Below are 16,900 nucleotides of genomic sequence, written 5' to 3'. Positions count from 1 at the left end.
CATTTGTCGGCCACTCAGCGCCTGCGTTTTTACCTGCAGTATCGCCAGCGTAACCGGCTCGATGCGTGTGACAAGAAGCGCATCCGTCACGTAGTGAGATTTTTCGAGGGGCGTGAATGACTGATTTTCTGGCGACTGAGGACCAGTCATTGTTGCAACGCCACGGCCTGGATAGCTTCGAAGCCCTTTGGGACCTGCAATTGGATGCGGTGGATGAACCCAACACCGCGGGCGGCGGTTGGAGCAGTGTCTTCCGGCTGGAACTGGAAGGGCGGGGTTATTACCTCAAGCGCCAGAGTAATTACCTCACCAGGACGTGGTCCCACCCCTTCGGCGAGCCCAGCTTTTCCCGGGAGTTTCGCAATATCAGCCGCTACCGCCAACTGGGGATTCCGGCCCTGCAAGCGGTGTTCTATGGTCAGCGCAATGTGGGCGGGGAGGTGCGGGCGATTCTGCTGACGCGTGCCCTGGACGGTTGGGATGACCTGGATTCATTGCTGCAACGCTGGTCCAGCCTGGCGGCGACGCAACGCGCCACCGTCCTGCAGGCTTGCGGGCAGTTGGCGCGACGCCTGCACGGCATGCGCCAGGTCCATGGTTGCTTCTACCCCAAGCACATTTTTCTGCAAGCCACCGCCAGTGGCTATCAGGCGCAGTTGATCGACCTCGAAAAGACCCGGCCGCTATTGTTCGGTCAGCGGGATCGAATCAAGGACCTGGAGCCCTTGCTGCGTCGCGCGCGAGCCTGGAGTGACGACGATGTGCGCCAGATGCTCTGCACCTACCTGGATCAACCGCTCAAGAGTGCACTGGTTGACCGCTGGATGACTCGTCTGACCGCCCGGCGCAGCCATAAGGAGGCTCGTTGATGCATTTATCCGAATTGAAGAACGCCGGCCGCAGTCCCAGCCTGCCTTTGAGCCTGGAGCTGGCGGACGCCGCCGGCCCGGCGCAATTGCAGCTGCTTTCCCTGTTGCGTGTGTTGCCGGGACAGCGCTACGTCGGTGCTGGCGTCTGGCGCGGTCGTCCGGTGTTGGCCAAGTTGCTGGTCGGCAGTAAAGCGGGCAGGCACTTTCACCGCGAACTGCAAGGCGTGCGCCTGCTGGCCGAGCAGGGGCTGACTACGCCGCTGTTGCTGGCCGATGGCCTGAAAGAAGGCGAGGGTGGCTGGCTGCTGTTCGAATTGCTCGAGGGGGCCGAAAGCCTCGGGGACGCCTGGAAACAGGTCGAGGGCCTGCCACTGCTCGCCGACGAACAAACGGCGGTACTGGCCGAGGCGTTGGGAGCGATTGCACAACTGCACAGCAAAGGCCTGTGGCAGGAAGATCTGCACCTGGACAATCTGTTGCGTCACGGCGGCAAACTCTATTTGATCGACGGCGCCGGCATCCGCGCCGAAACCCCGGGCCAGCCATTGTCGCGCAACAAAGTGCTCGAAAACCTGGGGGTATTTTTCGCCCAGTTGCCCAAATCCCTCGAGCCTTTCAACGAAGAGTTGTTGGTGCATTACCTGCTGGGCAACGCCGAGCACGCATTGCCCATGGAGGCGCTGCAAAAACAGATCGACAAGGTGTACGCCTGGCGCCTGAATGACTTTCTGGAAAAAGTCGGGCGTGAGTGCAGTCTGTTCAGCGTGCAGCGTGGTCCGTTCGGTTTGCGAGCGATTCGTCGTGATGAAGAGGCGGTCATGGCGCCGGTACTGGAGCAGGCCGATGCCTTGCTTGACCAAGGCCACTTATACAAGACCGGTGGGTCGGCGAGCGTTGGTAAAGTCGATGTGGACGGGCGCTCTGTGTTGATCAAGCGCTACAACATCAAAAACTTCGCCCACTGGCTCAAGCGCTTCTGGCGTCCGAGCCGCGCCTGGCATGCCTGGCGCGAAGGTCATCGCCTGACGTTCCTCGGTATCGCCACGCCCAAGCCGCTGGCGCTGCTGGAAAAGCGTTTTCTGTGGCTGCGTCGCGGCGCCTACCTGGTGACCGAGCACCTGTCGGGGCCTGACATCATCGAACGCCTGGCCCCTTACGTCGAAAACGGCGCCGCTCCCGAGCCTGAGTTGCTGGCGCTGGACCGGTTGTTCGCCGGCCTGATCCGCGAGCGTATCAGTCACGGCGATTTCAAGGGCCACAACCTGCTCTGGCAGGACGATCGCTGGGCGCTGATCGACCTGGACTCCATGTGCCAGCACCGCAGCCTCTCCAGCTTCACCCCCGCCTATGCCAGGGATCGTGCGCGGTTCATGCGCAACTGGCCGCAAGACAGTGCGTTGTATCAGGTGATTGATCAGCGGTTGCCCAAAAGTTTTTGAAGGGTGCCCCGATAGCTGCTTTGGCACGTCTTCTGTGTAGGAACTGCTGAAGGCTGCGATCTTTGTTTTACCCCTTGAGGTTCAAGGGAAAGATCAAAATCAAAAGATCGCAGCTTCGGCAGCTCCTACGAGGCTTGCCAACGCTTTTAAGCTATAATCCCGCCCTTTAGCTGCCCCGCGCCCCGGCGTGCGGCACATCTTTTTTCGAGGCGTTTGTCGCCTCGCATGCAGACATTAAGAGGCTAGACCCCTGTGGCATTGACGATTCTTGGCCTGTCCGGCGCCCTTAGCCATGATCCCTCCGCAGCGCTGTACATCGACGGCAAGCTGATCGCGGCGGCCGAGGAAGAGCGCTTCGTACGCGATAAACATGCAAAGAACCGCATGCCCTACGAGTCGGCGAAGTTCTGTCTGGAACAGGCCGGCATCAAGCCGTCCGACGTCGACGTGGTGGCAATCCCGTTCGCCCCGATCAGCCTGTTCGGCGAAGCGCGCTGGCATTACGCCAAGCGTTACTGGTACGCCCCGGATCGCGCCCTCGATGCGATCCTGATGGGCAACCGTCGCTACAAGCGCTATCGCCGCAAGATTGTCTGGTGCCTGGAGCAGCTGGGTTTTGATCCGAAAAAGATCAAGATCGAGCCGGTCGAGCACCATCTGGCCCACGCCTCCAGTGCGTACCACTGCTCGGGCTTCCAGGAGAAAACCGCGATCCTGGGCATCGACGGCAAGGGTGAATACGCCACGACCTTCTTCGGCTACGGCGAAAACGGCAAGATCCACAAGATCAAGGAATTCTTCGACCCGGACTCCCTCGGCGGCCTGTATGGCGCGATCACCGAGTTCCTGGGTTTCGAGATGCTCGACGGTGAGTTCAAGGTCATGGGCATGGCGCCTTACGGCGATGCCAGCAAGTACGACTTCTCGCGCCTGGCCTCGTTTGAAAACGGCGAACTGGTGATCAATACCGACTACGCCAACGTGATCGGCCTGCGTCGCTATAAAGAGAAGGGCAAAGGCTTCTACTTCTCACCGAAGCTGATCGAATGGCTCGGCCCGAAACGTGAAGGCGACATCGCCGACGAGCCGTACATCCACTACGCGGCCAGCATGCAGGCGCTGTTCGAGAAGCTTGCGCTGCAGATGATCGACCACTATCTGGGCGACGTGCTCAAGGAAACCGGCAAGCTGGCGTTCGCCGGTGGCTGTGCGTTGAACGTCAAGCTCAACCAGAAAATCATCGCCCGTGACGACGTCAAGGAGCTGTTCGTGCAACCGGCTTCCGGCGATGCCGGCACCGCCGTGGGGGCGGCAGCTTATGTGTCCCACGCCCGTGGCGTGCCGGTGGAGAAGATGGAACACGTCTACCTCGGCCCGGCCTACAGCAACGAAGACGTCATCGCCGCCTGCGCCCGCCATCCGAGCAAGCCTGCGTGGCGCAAGATCGACAACACCCCTGAGCGCATCGCCAAGATCATGGTCGACGGCAACCCGGTGGCCTGGTTCCAAGGGCGCATGGAGTTTGGCCCGCGTGCCTTGGGCGGTCGCTCGATCATCGGTTGCCCGAGCGCCAGCGGCGTGGCCGATCGCATCAACGAACAGATCAAGTTCCGCGAGCGCTGGAGGCCTTTCTGCCCGTCGATGCTCGACACGGTCGCACCGCAGATGATCAAGGTCGATCACCCCGCGCCGTTCATGACGTTCACCTTCGAAGTGGCTGAAGAGTGGAAAACCCGCGTGCCGGAAGTCGTCCACGAAGACGGCACATCCCGGGCCCAGGTACTCAAGCGTGAATACAACCCACGCTATTACGACATGATGAAGGCCCTGGAAGTACTGACCGGCAACGGCGTGTCCCTGAATACCTCACTCAACCGCCGTGGCGAACCGATGATCTGCTCGCCTACGGACGCTCTGAATATGTTCTTTGGCTCTGACCTGCAATACCTGATCATGGAGGATATTCTGGTGGTCAAAGACGGCGTGGATGCATATGACACGTTCGGCTGAGCGGCATGTATTGCAGTTCTGTCACGGTTACGATGGGCCGTTCCTCGACTGCGCCCGTCAGTATGCCAGTCTGTTCGCAGGCACTGGCTATCGCGTGACGACAGTGTTTCTTACCGGGGCGGCCGATACGGAAGTGGCCGCCCGTTGCGCCTCTGACGAGGTGCTGTTCATGGAGTACAGCTCCAGTGCCATCAGAGGCTTGAAGCTGGGCGCGATCAGCGATTTGAGAAAGATTGCCGCCTCGCGCAATTTCAGTTTTTGCATCGCCCATCGCTTTAAGCCGATCTACATCACCTTGCTCGCTACCGGTCTGCCGGTGATCGGAGTGCACCACGCGTTGGGGGACTATCAGCGGTTGACCAGACGGGTGTTCGTCCAGTTTTTCCGCAAACGCCTGAGCCTGCTTGGTGTCTCCGATGCAGTGCGTGACGACATTCGTCGTCTCTTGCCGAAATGGCCGGCTAGCCGGATCCAGACCCTCTACAACCGTATCGACCTGGAAGCCGTACAGGCTGGCCTGGTGTCCCGGGACGAAGCGCGGCATAGCCTGGGGTTGGATGCCCAGGCCTGGATTGTCGGCAATGTTGGCCGTCTGCACCCGGACAAGGACCAGGCCACGCTGTTGCGAGGTTTTGCCCTGGCGCTGGAGTATTTGCCCGCCAATAGCCAGTTGGTGATTCTCGGCAAGGGCCGTCTGGAACAAGACCTTAAGGAACTGGCGCTGGAACTGGGCATTGCCGATCGTGTGCTGTTCCTCGGTCAGGTGCCTGAAGCGCGTCGCTATTTTCGCGCCTTTGATGTATTCGCTCTGAGTTCTGACCATGAGCCGTTCGGCATGGTGCTGCTCGAAGCCATGGCCGCCGGTGTGCCGCTACTGGCCACCGCCTGCGGTGGAGCAAAGGAAGTGGTGGAGGGTGTCGGCATTTTATTTCCGCTAGGCGATGCCGAACATATGGCGCAGGGACTGCAACACTTGGCAGCCATGGACGAGTTGCAGCGTCGCAGGTGTGCAGAGCTGATGCTTGATCGCTTGCGTGAACGCTTTTCCGATCGGGCTGCTCGTGAGGCTTTCTGGCGTTTGCCTATGGTCGCCGAACTGGCGTCAAGGGCCTGATCCAATAAGATCCGCAGTTGGCGTCGGCGTAGCAGCCTCGCATGATGAGGCGGGGAAGTCCGTCCGGCGCGATACCGGGTTATTTATCAAGTCGTTCGGTGCCGCAAGGAAGACGATGAAAGTTTTATTTTTGGTCCAGAAAGAGCAGCGGGCCATCCTGGACCGCCTCTATGAAGGCGTGGCAGCCCATTGCGAGTGTGACCTGCGCTGGCTCGACAGCAATGAGCAGCGTAACTTGCGAGGGTATTTCCGGCGTCACGTGGACGTATCGCGTTACGATCGGATCGTATTTTTCCTGCGCTTCAAGCAGGAGATCCGCCAAGCGGCATTCATTCGCACGATCCCGAATCTGGTGATCCTGGAACACGACGCCTATCAGAACTACATTGCGTGCAAATACACGGGCAAGTTCAGTGCCCATTATCGTCGTCTGCCATGGGTGCGGGTCATCAGCTCCGGTTTCATGGTTGCTCAACGTCTTCGCACCGAAGGTTTCGATGCGGTGTTCGTACCCAAAGGCTACGATCAATCGTTATTGCAAAATCAGAATCGCGAGCGGGATATCGAACTGGCCTTTGTAGGAAGCACCAACAGCGCCGCCTACAGTGGGCGCAAGATACTGCTGGATGAGTTGGCACGCGTTGAGCCGCTGGTGGTAACCCGCACCAAGTCCGGGGAAGAGTATTGCGAGACCCTGAACCGCATTCGTTTTTTTGTCAGCGCCGATGTGGGTATGGGCGAGTTCATGATCAAGAATTTCGAAGCCATGGCCTGTGGTTGTGTGCTGCTGGCTTTCGATCAGGGGGTCGATGAAGCGCGTGCGCTGGGGTTGCAGGACATGCATAACGTGGTGTTGTATTGCGACGTTGCGCAGCTTCAGGAAAAGCTTTACCGACTGCGAGCTGACCCCGAACTGGCCCATCGTATTGCGCGCAACGGCCATGAGCTGGCGCTGGAACAGTTCAGTTTCGCACGCATCGGGCAAAAAATCGTTGAGGCACTGGAGCCGCCCTTGCGGCCTCGTGCACCGTTGAGTCTGCTGGAAAAATTGCGCCTGAAACTGGGCGTTTGACGGGAACCGTTCAGCCATCTGGCGTTCGGATGGCGTTTGACTAAATGGTATTTCAGGTGCAGTTTTCCGACGAAAGTGACATTACCCTGGTGGTGACCAGTTGCGGTCGGCTCGATCTGCTCAAGCGAACCCTTGAGAGCTTCGACCATTTCAACACCGCGCCGATTCGTGAAGTCTTCATTACCGAAGATGCCGGCGACGAGGGCGTAAATGCAGTTATCCCAGCGCATTGGAGGGATCGCTGTACCGTATTAGTCAATCGACCGAAGCTGGGGCAATTGGCGTCTATTGACCTGGCGTACGGGCATGTGAAGACCCCTTACATTTTTCACTGTGAAGACGACTGGGAGTTCTATCGCCCGGCCTTTGTAGAAGACTCGCGCAAGATTCTCGAATTACGTCCAGAGATCCTACAGGTCTGGCTGCGCAACTATGTTTACGACCTGTGTGTACACAGCCCTTACATTCGCCTGGGCGAGCGTGAGATCGTCGGCGGCGTGCCGTGTTATCCGCTTATATCCGACAAGCCCGAGTGGCAGAGTTTTTCCCTCAATCCCGGCCTGCGACGCCTGAAGGAGTATCAGCTGTGTGCCCCGTTTGCGGGCTATGGCGGCGAGAAGGCACTGTCGCTTCGCTATGCGCAACTGAACTTGACGGCGGTCACGCTGGAAGGGGATGCTGTTTTGCATACCGGATTCGGCGTCCATGTCGAAGTCCCTGTCGAGCGTCAGCGCAAAGCGCGTCGCAGACGCAGAGAGCAAATCAAGCTCTTTCTGGTTCTTTTGCTCGGAGTCTGCGTTGGCTGGATTATCAATTATTAGATGTCTCGAAGCACGAATCCTGGTCGGCGATAAAAGGTTTGCTGCTTGATGAGCATTATCAATGTTATGTGGGCAGGCGGTTTGCCGTTTGCTTCGGTACACAAGGTCCATCATCAGATCCTTTCGCGAATCGAGCCTGGGATGCCCGTAAAAACCTGGCTTTTGCAGGGGGCGGCTTCTGACTGTCAGGTCGATGTCGGGCCCGCGCATGAGTGGAATCTGACGTCAGCCCGACTCAAGGGGCGGCACATCTGGCGTCTGTTCAGACCCTGGATGCGAAGCCGTTTTCGAGAGGCTTTGCTCGACAGTGATGCCCGCGTGGTATTGCTCGATGGCCTGGGCGTGGCCCGGACTCTCTTGCCTGTGCTCAAGGACATGCCTCAGATCCGCGTGGTGGTGATCTTCCATGGCGCGACACGCCTGCACATTACAAGCCGTGAGTTGCTGCGCGGGTTTCCCGCTTCGCGCCTGAGTCTGGCGGCAGTCTCCGAGACCTTGGCTACGTCGCTGCAGGACGAACTCGGCCTGCCGGTCGTTGCATTACGCAGCGCCTTCGATCCGGTTGCCTTTCAGGCTTCACTCAAGCCCCGTGAGGAGGCTCGCGCTCGTTTGGGTTTGTCCTCTGCAGATCGGCGTGTATTTGGTGCCGTCGGCCGGCTGGTGGGTAAAAAGGGATTTGCCAGCTTGTTGGACGCGTTCGCGCGGGCGGCGTCGGGCCATGGCGATTGGCGCTTGGTCATTGTAGGTGAAGGGCCGAGACGCGATGCGCTCCAGGCTCGGATCGCCCAGCCGGATCTTGTTGGCAAGGTCTTGTTGACTGGGCATCTGGAGGATGTCGCGACGCTTTATAAGGCATTCGACTGGGTGTTGATTCCGTCACTCGACGAAGGGCTTGGTCTGATCCTTCAGGAAGCAATACTGGCAGGCATCCCGGTACTGGCCAGCGAAATCGCTGTATTCCGTGAGCAACTGGGGGATACCGGTTGGTACGCACCGGTCAATGACGAAGTGGCATGGAGTGAGGTGATTACGCTGGCCTCACAGGCTCCAGCCGACGCCGTGGCGCAGGCCCAGTACCAGGCGCTGGCCCCTGAGCAGGCTTGGCTGAGTTTCAGCCAGACCGCTCGGAATTTGATCTTAAACGGGCAATAGGGCGCTTTCCAGCGCCTGCATGGGAAAGCTCTCGTTCAGGTTCTCCCTGGCAATATAACGAGCGAAATGTTGCAGGTTGCGACGCACAAGGCGGCGTGGCAGTGGGGAGCGCAGGAAGCGCATGTCGGCCACATCGATCAGTCCCAGCTTGTTCTCAGGAGTGACGACGATGTTACCCAGGTGCAATGAGCGAAAATAAATGCCACGAGCGTGAAGGCTGCGAATCAGCTCGACCAGTGTCGGAAGGGTCTGCTGCCAACTGAAGTTTTCCTGATTCGATAGTTGACGCAGGGTTTTTCCTGGCAGAGGTCGATACAGCACGGCGGTCATGCCGGGCTTTTGCAATTTGTAGAAAGCCAGCACTTCGAGCGTAGGCACGCCGAGTTCCTGCAATCGGGTCGCGTTGCTGATGAACCGCGCTGAATAAGGCCGTAAAAGGGCCGAAGAAAAAAACCGCTTGAGGCGAAACAATTTGAGGATATTCCCATCCTGCAACAGATAGACTTTCGGGCCGTGGCCGTCGGCCTCCAGAATAATGGCGCCTTCAATCAATTGATTCAAAGCGGCTTGGGGAAGCCGTGAGGATTGCATCGTAGGAAAGCCTTGTTGAAAAAAGAACCGGTGCCGTAGCGGGCCATGATGCCCAAAAGTTTGTGTTTTAACCATGCCGGTTTTGGCTGGTAGACCGTTTAGGAGCGATAGATGTACGCGACGCGTTGGGCACAGGCGTGGATGGCCTTTGGCTTGTTATGGTTTTTGATGGCGATAGCCCTGGCACCGACCAACAAGGTCTATCAGCAAGGTTTGATCGCGTTTCTCTGGTTGCCGGTGATTATCTTCGCTTGGCCAGCGCGCCATCGGCTGTTGGAGGTGTGGCGTGCCCAGCGGTTGATTTACCTGGCGCTTCTGGCGTTGGCGGCCTGGGCGCTGATTACACTGTTATGGTCCGAGGTGCCGGAGCCAGGCCGCGAAGCCAAGCGACTGCTCTATATCCTGGCGTTCCTGTTGTTTTTCCCAATCCTTGCCAATCGTCAGCCCGAGCGAGTGATTCGTATCATGCAGTGGGGAGGGCTGGGGCTTGCGCTCGTCGCGCTGGTGTCGATTGTCGACTTCTACGGCATTGAAGGGCGCAACTGGGTGGCGCGCCTGGAGGGGTTGGGCAAGCTTTCCCATCCGATCCTGGGCACCTACGTGATTGGGCTGGCGGCGGTCTGGATGCTGCACTGGGTGCCGCGCCATATCGGGTTGCAGGTACTTTGGGCGTTGGCGTTGGCTGTGCTGGTTGTCTTTGTCGTGATGTCCCAGAGTCGCGGCGCGGCCCTGGCCTTGTTGCTAAGTGTGCTGGCAATGCCTCTGTACTGCACCGACCAGCGTACTCGGGTCATCGCCGCCATGACTGTGGTGCTGGCCATGCTGACCTTCTGGTTGCTTGAGCCGCTGGTGATGGCCAGAGGTGCGTCCTATCGGCCCGAGATTTTAATGTCGAGCCTGCATATGATCGCCGAACGGCCGTGGGGTGGCTTGGGGTTGGCGGGTGACTACAGGGTCGCGACTCCAGGCCACTCTTTTGATCACGCGCATAACCTGTTCAGCCACGTTGCCATTCAGCTCGGGCTACCTGGGCTGCTGCTTTGGTGCACTGTCTGGTTCGCTGTGCTGCGTGAAGCCTGGCGTGCCCGGGACACCCTGCTGGGCCGAGGCGTGCTGGGCATGTGGGTATTTTCATTCCTGGCGATGCAGTTCGACGCCGCGAGCCTGACAGGAACCCCTCGCGCGGAATGGTTCATCAGTTGGCTGCCGATCGGCTTGGCCGGGGTTTTGGTCTGGGCACGGGCCAAGCCGGGCGCCTGTGATAAAGTTCCGTGTTCTTCTTAATCAGTGAGCTCGACAATGAGTGACGCACCGCCCAAAACGGAACAGGATTCCAGCCTGAAGATCTATTTTCGTTTGCTGGGATACGTCAAACCCTACGCTGGCATTTTCCTGCTGAGTATCCTGGGCTTCGTGATATTTGCGTCCACCCAACCCATGTTGGCGGGGATTCTCAAATATTTTGTCGATGGTCTGAGCAATCCCAATGCGGTGCTCTTTCCCACCGTTCCGTATCTCAAGGACTTGAAACTGCTGATGGCGGTGCCGCTGCTGATCATTCTGATCGCTGCCTGGCAGGGCCTGGGGTCGTTCCTGGGAAACTATTACCTGGCCAGGGTATCCCTGGGACTGGTGCACGACCTGCGGGTCGAACTGTTCAACAAACTGTTGGTGCTGCCTAACCGCTACTTCGATACGCACAACTCCGGGCATCTGATTTCCCGAATCACGTTTAACGTCACCATGGTTACCGGCGCCGCCACCGATGCTATCAAGGTGGTGATTCGTGAAGGTCTCACTGTGGTCTTCCTCTTCGCTTACCTCGTCTGGATGAACTGGAAGCTGACGCTGGTGATGTTGGCGATCCTGCCTTTGATTGCATTAATGGTGAGCAGCGCCAGTAAAAAATTCCGCAAGCAAAGTAAAAAAATCCAGGTGGCCATGGGCGACGTTACTCATGTCGCGTCCGAAACCATCCAGGGGTACCGCGTGGTGCGCAGTTTTGGTGGCGAGGGCTACGAAAAGCAGCGCTTTGCCAATGCCAGCCAGGGTAATACCGATAAACAACTGCGCATGACTCGCACCGGCGCTGTCTATACACCCATGCTGCAACTGGTGATTTACACCGCCATGGCGGCTCTGATGTTCCTGGTGCTTTTTCTGCGTGGCGATGCGACGGCTGGCGATCTGGTGGCTTACATTACTGCGGCGGGCTTGTTGCCCAAGCCGATTCGCCAGCTTTCGGAAGTCAGCTCCACCATCCAGAAAGGCGTGGCCGGTGCTGAAAGCATTTTTGAACAACTGGACGTCGAGCCGGAAGTCGATAGGGGAACGGTCGAGAAGGAGCGCGTCAGCGGCCGTCTGGAGGTTCGCAATCTGAGTTTCACCTACCCTGGCGCTGATCGGGAGGTGCTCAAGGACATCAGTTTCACGGCGGCACCTGGGCAGATGATTGCACTGGTGGGGCGTTCAGGTAGCGGTAAGTCGACCCTGGCGAGCCTCATCCCGCGCTTCTATCACCATGACGTCGGGCAGATTTTTCTCGACGAGGTGGAAATAGAAGACTATCGCCTGCGCAACCTGCGTCGACATGTCGCCCAGGTCACCCAGCACGTCACACTGTTCAACGACACGGTGGCCAACAATATCGCCTACGGGGATTTGGCCGGCGCGCCACGGGCCGATATTGAGAAGGCGGCTCAAGACGCCTACGCCATGGACTTTATTGCGCAACTGCCCAAGGGGCTGGACACCGAGGTGGGTGAAAACGGCGTGCTGTTGTCCGGCGGGCAGCGTCAACGTCTGGCCATTGCCAGGGCCCTATTGAAGAACGCACCGTTGCTGATTCTCGATGAAGCCACGTCGGCCCTGGATACCGAGTCCGAACGGCATATCCAGGCCGCGCTGGATCAGGTCATGAAAGGCCGCACTACGCTGGTCATTGCGCATCGTTTGTCGACCATCGAAAAGGCCGATCTGATCCTGGTGATGGATCAGGGCCGGATTGTCGAGCGTGGTGTTCACAGCGAGCTATTGGCGCAGAATGGCTATTATGCTCGTCTCCACGCCATGGGATTGGACGCTCCCACTCAGGACATCGCCTGAGTACGGGTCAAGCCTGTGGGGGGCTGTGCTCCTGCAGGCATTTGTACTAAACCGTACCCAGCACCGCGTGGGGTTGCCGGTTCGGGAAATCTGCTTGCGCGTACCCGCCGGTTGGTACGGCGAGTGTACCCACGTGACTACGAGATGCTCGGCTATGAGTGACGCGCCAAAGGTGTTGATGCCAAAGTCAGAGATTGGCCCTTGCGCACGGGCTGTTACGCCAAAGGACCGGGCCGCGATCAAGTCCCAGAGGCCGCGTTGTATCTGGCTGACTGGGCTATCAGGTGCGGGCAAGTCTGCGCTGGGCAATGCTTTGGAGGTGCAGCTCAACCAGCAAGGCTTGCACACCTGCCTGCTCGACGGCGACAACCTGCGCCGGGGGTTGTGCCGTGACCTGGGGATGGACGCCGAGGCGCGCAAGGAAAATATCCGGCGGATTGGCGAAGTGGCGCGCTTGATGGTCGATGCCGGCCTGATCGTGATAGTGGCAGCAATCTCCCCGTTTCGCGCTGATCGGGAGACGGCGCGAAAATTGTTCCCTCAGGGCGTCTTTCTGGAGGTTTATGTAAGCACGCCTTTTGAAGTTTGCGCCCAGCGTGATCCCAAGGGGTTGTATCGGGAAGCGCGCGCCGGGCGGATCAAGAATTTCACCGGGCTCGACAGCCCCTACGAGGCGCCGCTGTCGCCCGACTGTGAGATCGATACCAGCGAGGTGGAACTGGCCCAAGCCGTTGGCCGACTTTCGGCACTGCTGCAAAAGGAATGAAAAAAGCGCAGGTCAGGAGGGCCATGGACGAGCCTTCGCCAACCCTGTGCTAATATCGCGGCCCTGTTCATTTTGTATGTGGGATGCTCCATGAAGTTGTCCATGCCGCGATTCGATCAAGCCCCTGTATTGGTGGTCGGCGATGTCATGCTCGACCGCTATTGGCATGGCGGTACCTCACGGATTTCCCCTGAGGCGCCGGTTCCGGTGGTCAAGGTCGAACACATCGAGGACCGTCCCGGTGGTGCCGCCAACGTTGCCTTGAACATCGCCGCCCTTGGTGCACCGGCCTCTCTGGTGGGGGTGACCGGTGACGACGAAGCCGCCGACAGCCTGACCAATAGCCTCAATGGCGCCGGCGTGCGGGCGATATTCCAGCGGGTTGCGCACCAGCCGACCATCGTCAAGCTGCGGGTCATGAGCCGTCACCAGCAACTGTTGCGGATCGATTTCGAAGAACCGTTCGCCACCGATCCCCTGGCCCTCGGGGCGGAGGTCGATAACCTGCTCGAAGGCGTCAAGGTGCTGGTGTTGTCGGACTACGGCAAAGGTGCGTTGAAAAACCATCAGGCGCTGATCCAGGCCGCTCGTGCCCGTGGCATTCCGGTACTGGCTGACCCCAAGGGCAAGGATTTCTCGATCTACCGCGGCGCGAGTGTGATCACGCCGAATCTCAGCGAATTCGAAACTATCGTCGGCGGTTGCGCCGATGAGCACGAACTGGTGAGCAAAGGCGCACAGCTGATGCAAGACCTCGACCTCGGCGCTTTGCTGGTGACCCGTGGCGAACATGGCATGACCCTGCTGCGTCCCGATCATCCGGCGTTGCACCTGCCGGCGCGTGCCCGTGAAGTGTTCGACGTGACTGGTGCCGGCGATACCGTGATTTCCACCCTGGCCGCGGCCATCGCCGCCGGCGAGGAACTGCCCCATGCGGTGGCCCTGGCGAACCTGGCGGCGGGCATTGTCGTCGGCAAGCTCGGTACTGCCGCCATCAGCGCCCCGGAGCTACGCCGCGCGATCCAGCGCGAAGAAGGCTCCGAGCGGGGTGTGCTGGGCCTGGAGCAATTGCTGCTGGCCGTCGACGACGCCCGTGCCCACAACGAGACAATCGTTTTCACCAACGGCTGCTTCGACATCCTGCATGCTGGCCACGTGACCTATCTCGAGCAAGCCAGGGCCCAGGGCGATCGCCTGATCGTCGCGGTCAACGACGATGCATCCGTGAGTCGTCTCAAAGGGCCGGGGCGGCCGATCAACAGCGTCGACCGGCGCATGGCGGTCCTGGCTGGTCTTGGCGCGGTGGATTGGGTGATCAGCTTCAGCGAAGGCACGCCGGAAAACCTGCTGCGCGAGGTCAAGCCGGATGTGCTGGTCAAGGGCGGTGACTACGGGATCGATCAGGTCGTGGGAGCGGACATTGTCGCGGCCTACGGCGGCACTGTGAAGGTGTTGGGGCTGGTGGAAAACAGCTCGACGACGGCGATTGTGGAAAAGATCCGCAATCACTGAGCCTTTGCTGGTGACAATGTGTCAGGCAATGCGCCAACCTGTGGGAGCGAGCCTGCTCGCGATAGCGATGTGTCAGCCAAATCGAGGCTGACGGGTCCAACGCCATCGCGAGCAGGCTCGCTCCCATAGGGCCCATCATCAACTCGATGACGTTAACGAGCCACCTTGCGCGGCACGATCTTCTTGAGCAATTGCCGGGCCTTGCCCCTCAGCCGGGTCAGCCCCGACTCCTTGCCCGGTGGCGTCAGCCCTTGCTGGTGCAGCCAATCCTTCCAGCGAATCCGCTCGTCTCGTACCAGCCAGCCGTCCTGCCTGGCAAAACTCTCCGCCAGGTACAGCCCGCGGGTGCTGGCCGGGTACAGTTGATCCTTCTTCAAGGTGTACAGCTCGGGCAAGGGTTGGCCGTCCTGTAGCGGCATCAGGTAAAGATCAGGTCGCTTGCGGTCCAGGCGCGCCACCAGTTGGTCTCCCTCCAGGCGCTCATCCACATGAAACAGGCTCAGGGACTTGGCTTCCTTGGGCACATCCAGGCGCAAATCGTAAATCAGTTGCAGCGAGGCCGTCGGCAGGTGCACGTAGGCGCGTGGTCGCTCGATCAGTTGCAGGTTGGCGCTGCGCACTGGGCGGGCCGAACCGGACAGCGGCGTCAGGCGAAACGGCAAGGCTTCACGATAATGCAGGGCGGTGGCGTATGGCGCGGGCAACCAGGTGTCATTGAAGCGTCCGCCAAGCCAGCCCTCGGGGGTTTCCAGAAGGCATTCTTCGGCAATTTCACTGATGGCGGTGAGCAGCGGCAGGTTCAGTTCATGGGCCGGGACATAACCGGAAATCAACTTGAGCACCACGTCGCCGCGGTCCTGTCGACGCTGGCGCACCAGCACCCAATAGTCGCGGTTCTGCCAGTGCAGGGTCAGGCGCACCGAGACACCGAGGTTTGCCAGTTCCAGGGAAAAACGCTCGGGGTCGTCCACCGTCACCGGACGGCGCCGCTGCAGGGTTTGGGAAAAATTCAATGGCATCCCGACGCTCTGGTAAGTCAGGCCTTCGGGTGTCGCTTCGACGAACAGGGGCAGGGTCTTGAAGTTGCTGGGGTTTTTTCTGATGAGCGTGCGCGGCATGTCGGCTCCTTCCTTAAGGCCGCGCAGGGCGGCGTCAGTTTTTACGTAGGACCTTGGCTACGGTCGCGACGTTATGGGCGAGGTGCAGCGGATTGATGGTGCCGACAATAGCACTGGCGACACCGGGATGTTCAAACAACAGTTCGAAGCTGGCCCGGACCGGGTCCACACCAGGGTTCAGGCAGACGTGACCGCTGGCCAAGGCTTTCTTCACCAGAATGGCCTTGCCATGCAAGGCTGCGTAGTCAATGACAGTCTTCTCGTTTCGTTCGTTCAGATTGTAGGTGACCATCGCGCAATCGCCTTGCTCCAGGGCTTTCAAACCGCCCTCGACGGTTTTGCCGGAAAAGCCGAAGCCGCCGATCTTGCCCTCGCGCTTGAGCGCCGCCAGGGTCGGGTAGACCTCACTGTCGTTGAGGATTGCCAGGTCGTTGCCGTCGGAGTGCACCAGCACCATGTCGATGTAGTCCGTTTCCAGGCGCTTGAGGCTGCGTTCCACCGAGAGTCGGGTGTGGGCGGCACTGAAATCGTGGTGCGACTGGCCGTCACTGAACTCTTCACCGACCTTGCTGACAATCACCCAATCCTGACGCTGGCCGCGCAACAACGGGCCCAGGCGTTCTTCGCTGCGGCCATAGGCCGGCGCGGTGTCGATCAGGTTGATGCCCAGGTCACGCGCCAGTTTGAGCAGCATGCGCGCTTCGTCGTCATCGGGAATCTGGAAACCGTTGGGGTATTTGACCCCCTGGTCGCGGCCGAGCTTGACGGTCCCCAGGCCCAGGGGTGAAACCCGCGGGCCGTTATTGCCCAGCGGGCGATGCAAGTCGTGCAGGGTCGGTTGGCTCATGGCAGCAGTTGCTCCCAGGCCGGGATGCCCATGGGCGGTTTCGGCAGGTCCGGCAATGGCGCCGGATGGCTGGGGGTGATGCCATCGCGTTGCAGCGTGGCGATCACTCGATCGGCAAAGTCCGGGGCCAGGGCCAGTTTGGTCGGCCAGCCCACCAGCAGGCGATCCTGTTCGGCGAGAAAGGCGTTGTCCGGGCGGGTCAGGCCCGATTGCAGCGGTTCGGCGCGGTCGACCCGCAGCGTGGCCCATTGTGCGGCGCTGAGGTCGACCCAGGGCAGCAATTGGCCAAGTTCTTTCTGGGCGGTAGCAATCTGCGCGGCGGGCTCGCGGGCCACGCCGTCGGCTTCGGCAATGTCGCCGCCCAGGTACCAGACCCATTGGCCATCGGCGGCCGGGTGGGTGGTCACGGTGATGCGCGGCTTCGGCCCGCCCCCCAGGCAGTGGGCGTACAGCGGCTTGAGGCTCGGTCCCTTGACCAGCACCA

At 59.8% G+C, this 16,900-nt stretch carries 14 protein-coding genes and 3 pseudogenes; 13 read left to right on the top strand and 4 right to left on the bottom strand.

The genetic code is table 11. From position 1 onward, the window contains the following. The 8 genes and pseudogenes from GSM73_RS27715 to GSM73_RS21425 all read left to right on the top strand — a co-directional run. Positions 1-120: pseudogene (locus GSM73_RS27715) on the top strand (heptose kinase); the annotation flags it as partial. Then, entirely contained in the window at positions 117-869 is a 753-nt protein-coding gene (locus tag GSM73_RS21455) for a lipopolysaccharide kinase InaA family protein (RefSeq protein WP_076382930.1), read from the top strand. The pseudogene GSM73_RS27715 and the gene GSM73_RS21455, both read left to right, overlap by 4 nt. Then, positions 869-2,308, top strand: coding sequence for a lipopolysaccharide kinase InaA family protein (locus tag GSM73_RS21450; RefSeq protein ID WP_107321433.1), 1,440 nt, complete (start codon positions 869-871; stop codon positions 2,306-2,308). Before GSM73_RS21455 ends, GSM73_RS21450 begins: the two co-directional genes overlap by 1 nt. Before the next feature lie 252 nt (positions 2,309-2,560). Further along, positions 2,561-4,318 carry a carbamoyltransferase gene (locus tag GSM73_RS21445; RefSeq protein WP_047225903.1) on the top strand — a complete coding sequence of 586 codons (1,758 nt, stop codon included), beginning with the start codon at positions 2,561-2,563 and terminating at the stop codon, positions 4,316-4,318. After that, on the top strand, positions 4,302-5,432 hold the full coding sequence (locus GSM73_RS21440) for a glycosyltransferase (RefSeq protein WP_047225902.1): 1,131 nt from the start codon (positions 4,302-4,304) through the stop codon (positions 5,430-5,432). The genes GSM73_RS21445 and GSM73_RS21440 overlap by 17 nt, the downstream gene beginning before the upstream one ends. A 115-nt stretch (positions 5,433-5,547) precedes the next feature. Continuing rightward, positions 5,548-6,504: a glycosyltransferase gene (locus tag GSM73_RS21435; RefSeq protein ID WP_047225901.1), complete on the top strand. Its 957-nt coding sequence runs from the start codon at positions 5,548-5,550 to the stop codon at positions 6,502-6,504. 56 nt (positions 6,505-6,560) lie between these two features. Further along, positions 6,561-7,325, top strand: a complete 765-nt coding sequence (locus GSM73_RS21430) for a hypothetical protein (protein WP_076386488.1) — start codon at positions 6,561-6,563, stop codon at positions 7,323-7,325. Between the two features lie 48 nt (positions 7,326-7,373). Beyond that, positions 7,374-8,477 carry a glycosyltransferase gene (locus GSM73_RS21425; protein WP_160893756.1) on the top strand — a complete coding sequence of 368 codons (1,104 nt, stop codon included), beginning with the start codon at positions 7,374-7,376 and terminating at the stop codon, positions 8,475-8,477. On the opposite strand, the gene GSM73_RS21420 is transcribed toward GSM73_RS21425, so the two are convergent. Further along, positions 8,463-9,068, bottom strand: a complete 606-nt coding sequence (locus GSM73_RS21420; protein WP_160893892.1) for a lipopolysaccharide kinase InaA family protein — start codon at positions 9,066-9,068, stop codon at positions 8,463-8,465. The genes GSM73_RS21425 and GSM73_RS21420 overlap by 15 nt on opposite strands. 111 nt (positions 9,069-9,179) lie before the next feature. Between GSM73_RS21420 and GSM73_RS21415 the strand changes: the two genes are divergently transcribed. From GSM73_RS21415 to hldE, 5 genes and pseudogenes are all read left to right on the top strand, one after another. Then, a complete protein-coding gene (locus GSM73_RS21415; RefSeq protein WP_160893754.1) occupies positions 9,180-10,352 on the top strand; it encodes an O-antigen ligase in 1,173 nt (390 codons plus the stop codon). A 15-nt stretch (positions 10,353-10,367) separates the two neighbouring features. After that, on the top strand, positions 10,368-12,173 hold the full coding sequence (msbA, locus tag GSM73_RS21410; protein WP_160893752.1) for a lipid A export permease/ATP-binding protein MsbA: 1,806 nt from the start codon (positions 10,368-10,370) through the stop codon (positions 12,171-12,173). Positions 12,174-12,219: 46 nt separating this feature from the next. Beyond that, positions 12,220-12,335 (top strand): annotated as a pseudogene (locus GSM73_RS27710) (sulfotransferase); the annotation flags it as partial. Between the two features lie 16 nt (positions 12,336-12,351). Continuing rightward, complete coding sequence (gene cysC / locus GSM73_RS21405; protein WP_160893750.1) at positions 12,352-12,939, top strand: adenylyl-sulfate kinase; 588 nt, start codon at positions 12,352-12,354, stop codon at positions 12,937-12,939. Between the two features lie 90 nt (positions 12,940-13,029). Then, entirely contained in the window at positions 13,030-14,451 is a 1,422-nt protein-coding gene (gene hldE, locus GSM73_RS21400; protein WP_047225895.1) for a bifunctional D-glycero-beta-D-manno-heptose-7-phosphate kinase/D-glycero-beta-D-manno-heptose 1-phosphate adenylyltransferase HldE, read from the top strand. A 152-nt stretch (positions 14,452-14,603) separates the two neighbouring features. Here the strand turns inward: hldE and GSM73_RS21395 are convergent, their stop codons facing one another. From GSM73_RS21395 to GSM73_RS27705, 3 genes and pseudogenes are all read right to left on the bottom strand, one after another. After that, positions 14,604-15,569, bottom strand: coding sequence for a hypothetical protein (locus GSM73_RS21395; RefSeq protein WP_047225894.1), 966 nt, complete (start codon positions 15,567-15,569; stop codon positions 14,604-14,606). 34 nt (positions 15,570-15,603) lie between these two features. Continuing rightward, entirely contained in the window at positions 15,604-16,416 is an 813-nt protein-coding gene (locus GSM73_RS21390; RefSeq protein ID WP_047225893.1) for an aldo/keto reductase, read from the bottom strand. Next, positions 16,413-16,900, bottom strand: a pseudogene (locus tag GSM73_RS27705) (FAD-dependent oxidoreductase); the annotation flags it as partial. The gene GSM73_RS21390 and the pseudogene GSM73_RS27705, both read right to left, overlap by 4 nt.

Source organism: Pseudomonas sp. PICF6, from assembly GCF_009831705.1.
GTDB lineage: Bacteria > Pseudomonadota > Gammaproteobacteria > Pseudomonadales > Pseudomonadaceae > Aquipseudomonas > Aquipseudomonas rhizophila.
The sequence above is the reverse complement of the archived record's forward strand: the minus strand, read 5'-3'. Positions and strand labels throughout refer to the sequence as shown.

Bases quoted from the DNA above. Each gene is read 5' to 3' on its own strand.
- GSM73_RS21455 (WP_076382930.1), top strand. From the start codon at position 117: ATGACTGATTTTCTGGCGACTGAGGACCAGTCATTGTTGCAACGCCAC.
- GSM73_RS21415 (WP_160893754.1), top strand. From the start codon at position 9,180: ATGTACGCGACGCGTTGGGCACAGGCGTGGATGGCCTTTGGCTTGTTA.
- GSM73_RS21450 (WP_107321433.1), top strand. From the start codon at position 869: ATGCATTTATCCGAATTGAAGAACGCCGGCCGCAGTCCCAGCCTGCCT.
- GSM73_RS21425 (WP_160893756.1), top strand. From the start codon at position 7,374: ATGAGCATTATCAATGTTATGTGGGCAGGCGGTTTGCCGTTTGCTTCG.
- hldE (WP_047225895.1), top strand. From the start codon at position 13,030: ATGAAGTTGTCCATGCCGCGATTCGATCAAGCCCCTGTATTGGTGGTC.
- GSM73_RS21435 (WP_047225901.1), top strand. From the start codon at position 5,548: ATGAAAGTTTTATTTTTGGTCCAGAAAGAGCAGCGGGCCATCCTGGAC.
- GSM73_RS21440 (WP_047225902.1), top strand. From the start codon at position 4,302: ATGACACGTTCGGCTGAGCGGCATGTATTGCAGTTCTGTCACGGTTAC.
- cysC (WP_160893750.1), top strand. From the start codon at position 12,352: ATGCCAAAGTCAGAGATTGGCCCTTGCGCACGGGCTGTTACGCCAAAG.
- msbA (WP_160893752.1), top strand. From the start codon at position 10,368: ATGAGTGACGCACCGCCCAAAACGGAACAGGATTCCAGCCTGAAGATC.
- GSM73_RS21420 (WP_160893892.1), bottom strand. From the start codon at position 9,068: ATGCAATCCTCACGGCTTCCCCAAGCCGCTTTGAATCAATTGATTGAA.
- GSM73_RS21395 (WP_047225894.1), bottom strand. From the start codon at position 15,569: ATGCCGCGCACGCTCATCAGAAAAAACCCCAGCAACTTCAAGACCCTG.
- GSM73_RS21390 (WP_047225893.1), bottom strand. From the start codon at position 16,416: ATGAGCCAACCGACCCTGCACGACTTGCATCGCCCGCTGGGCAATAAC.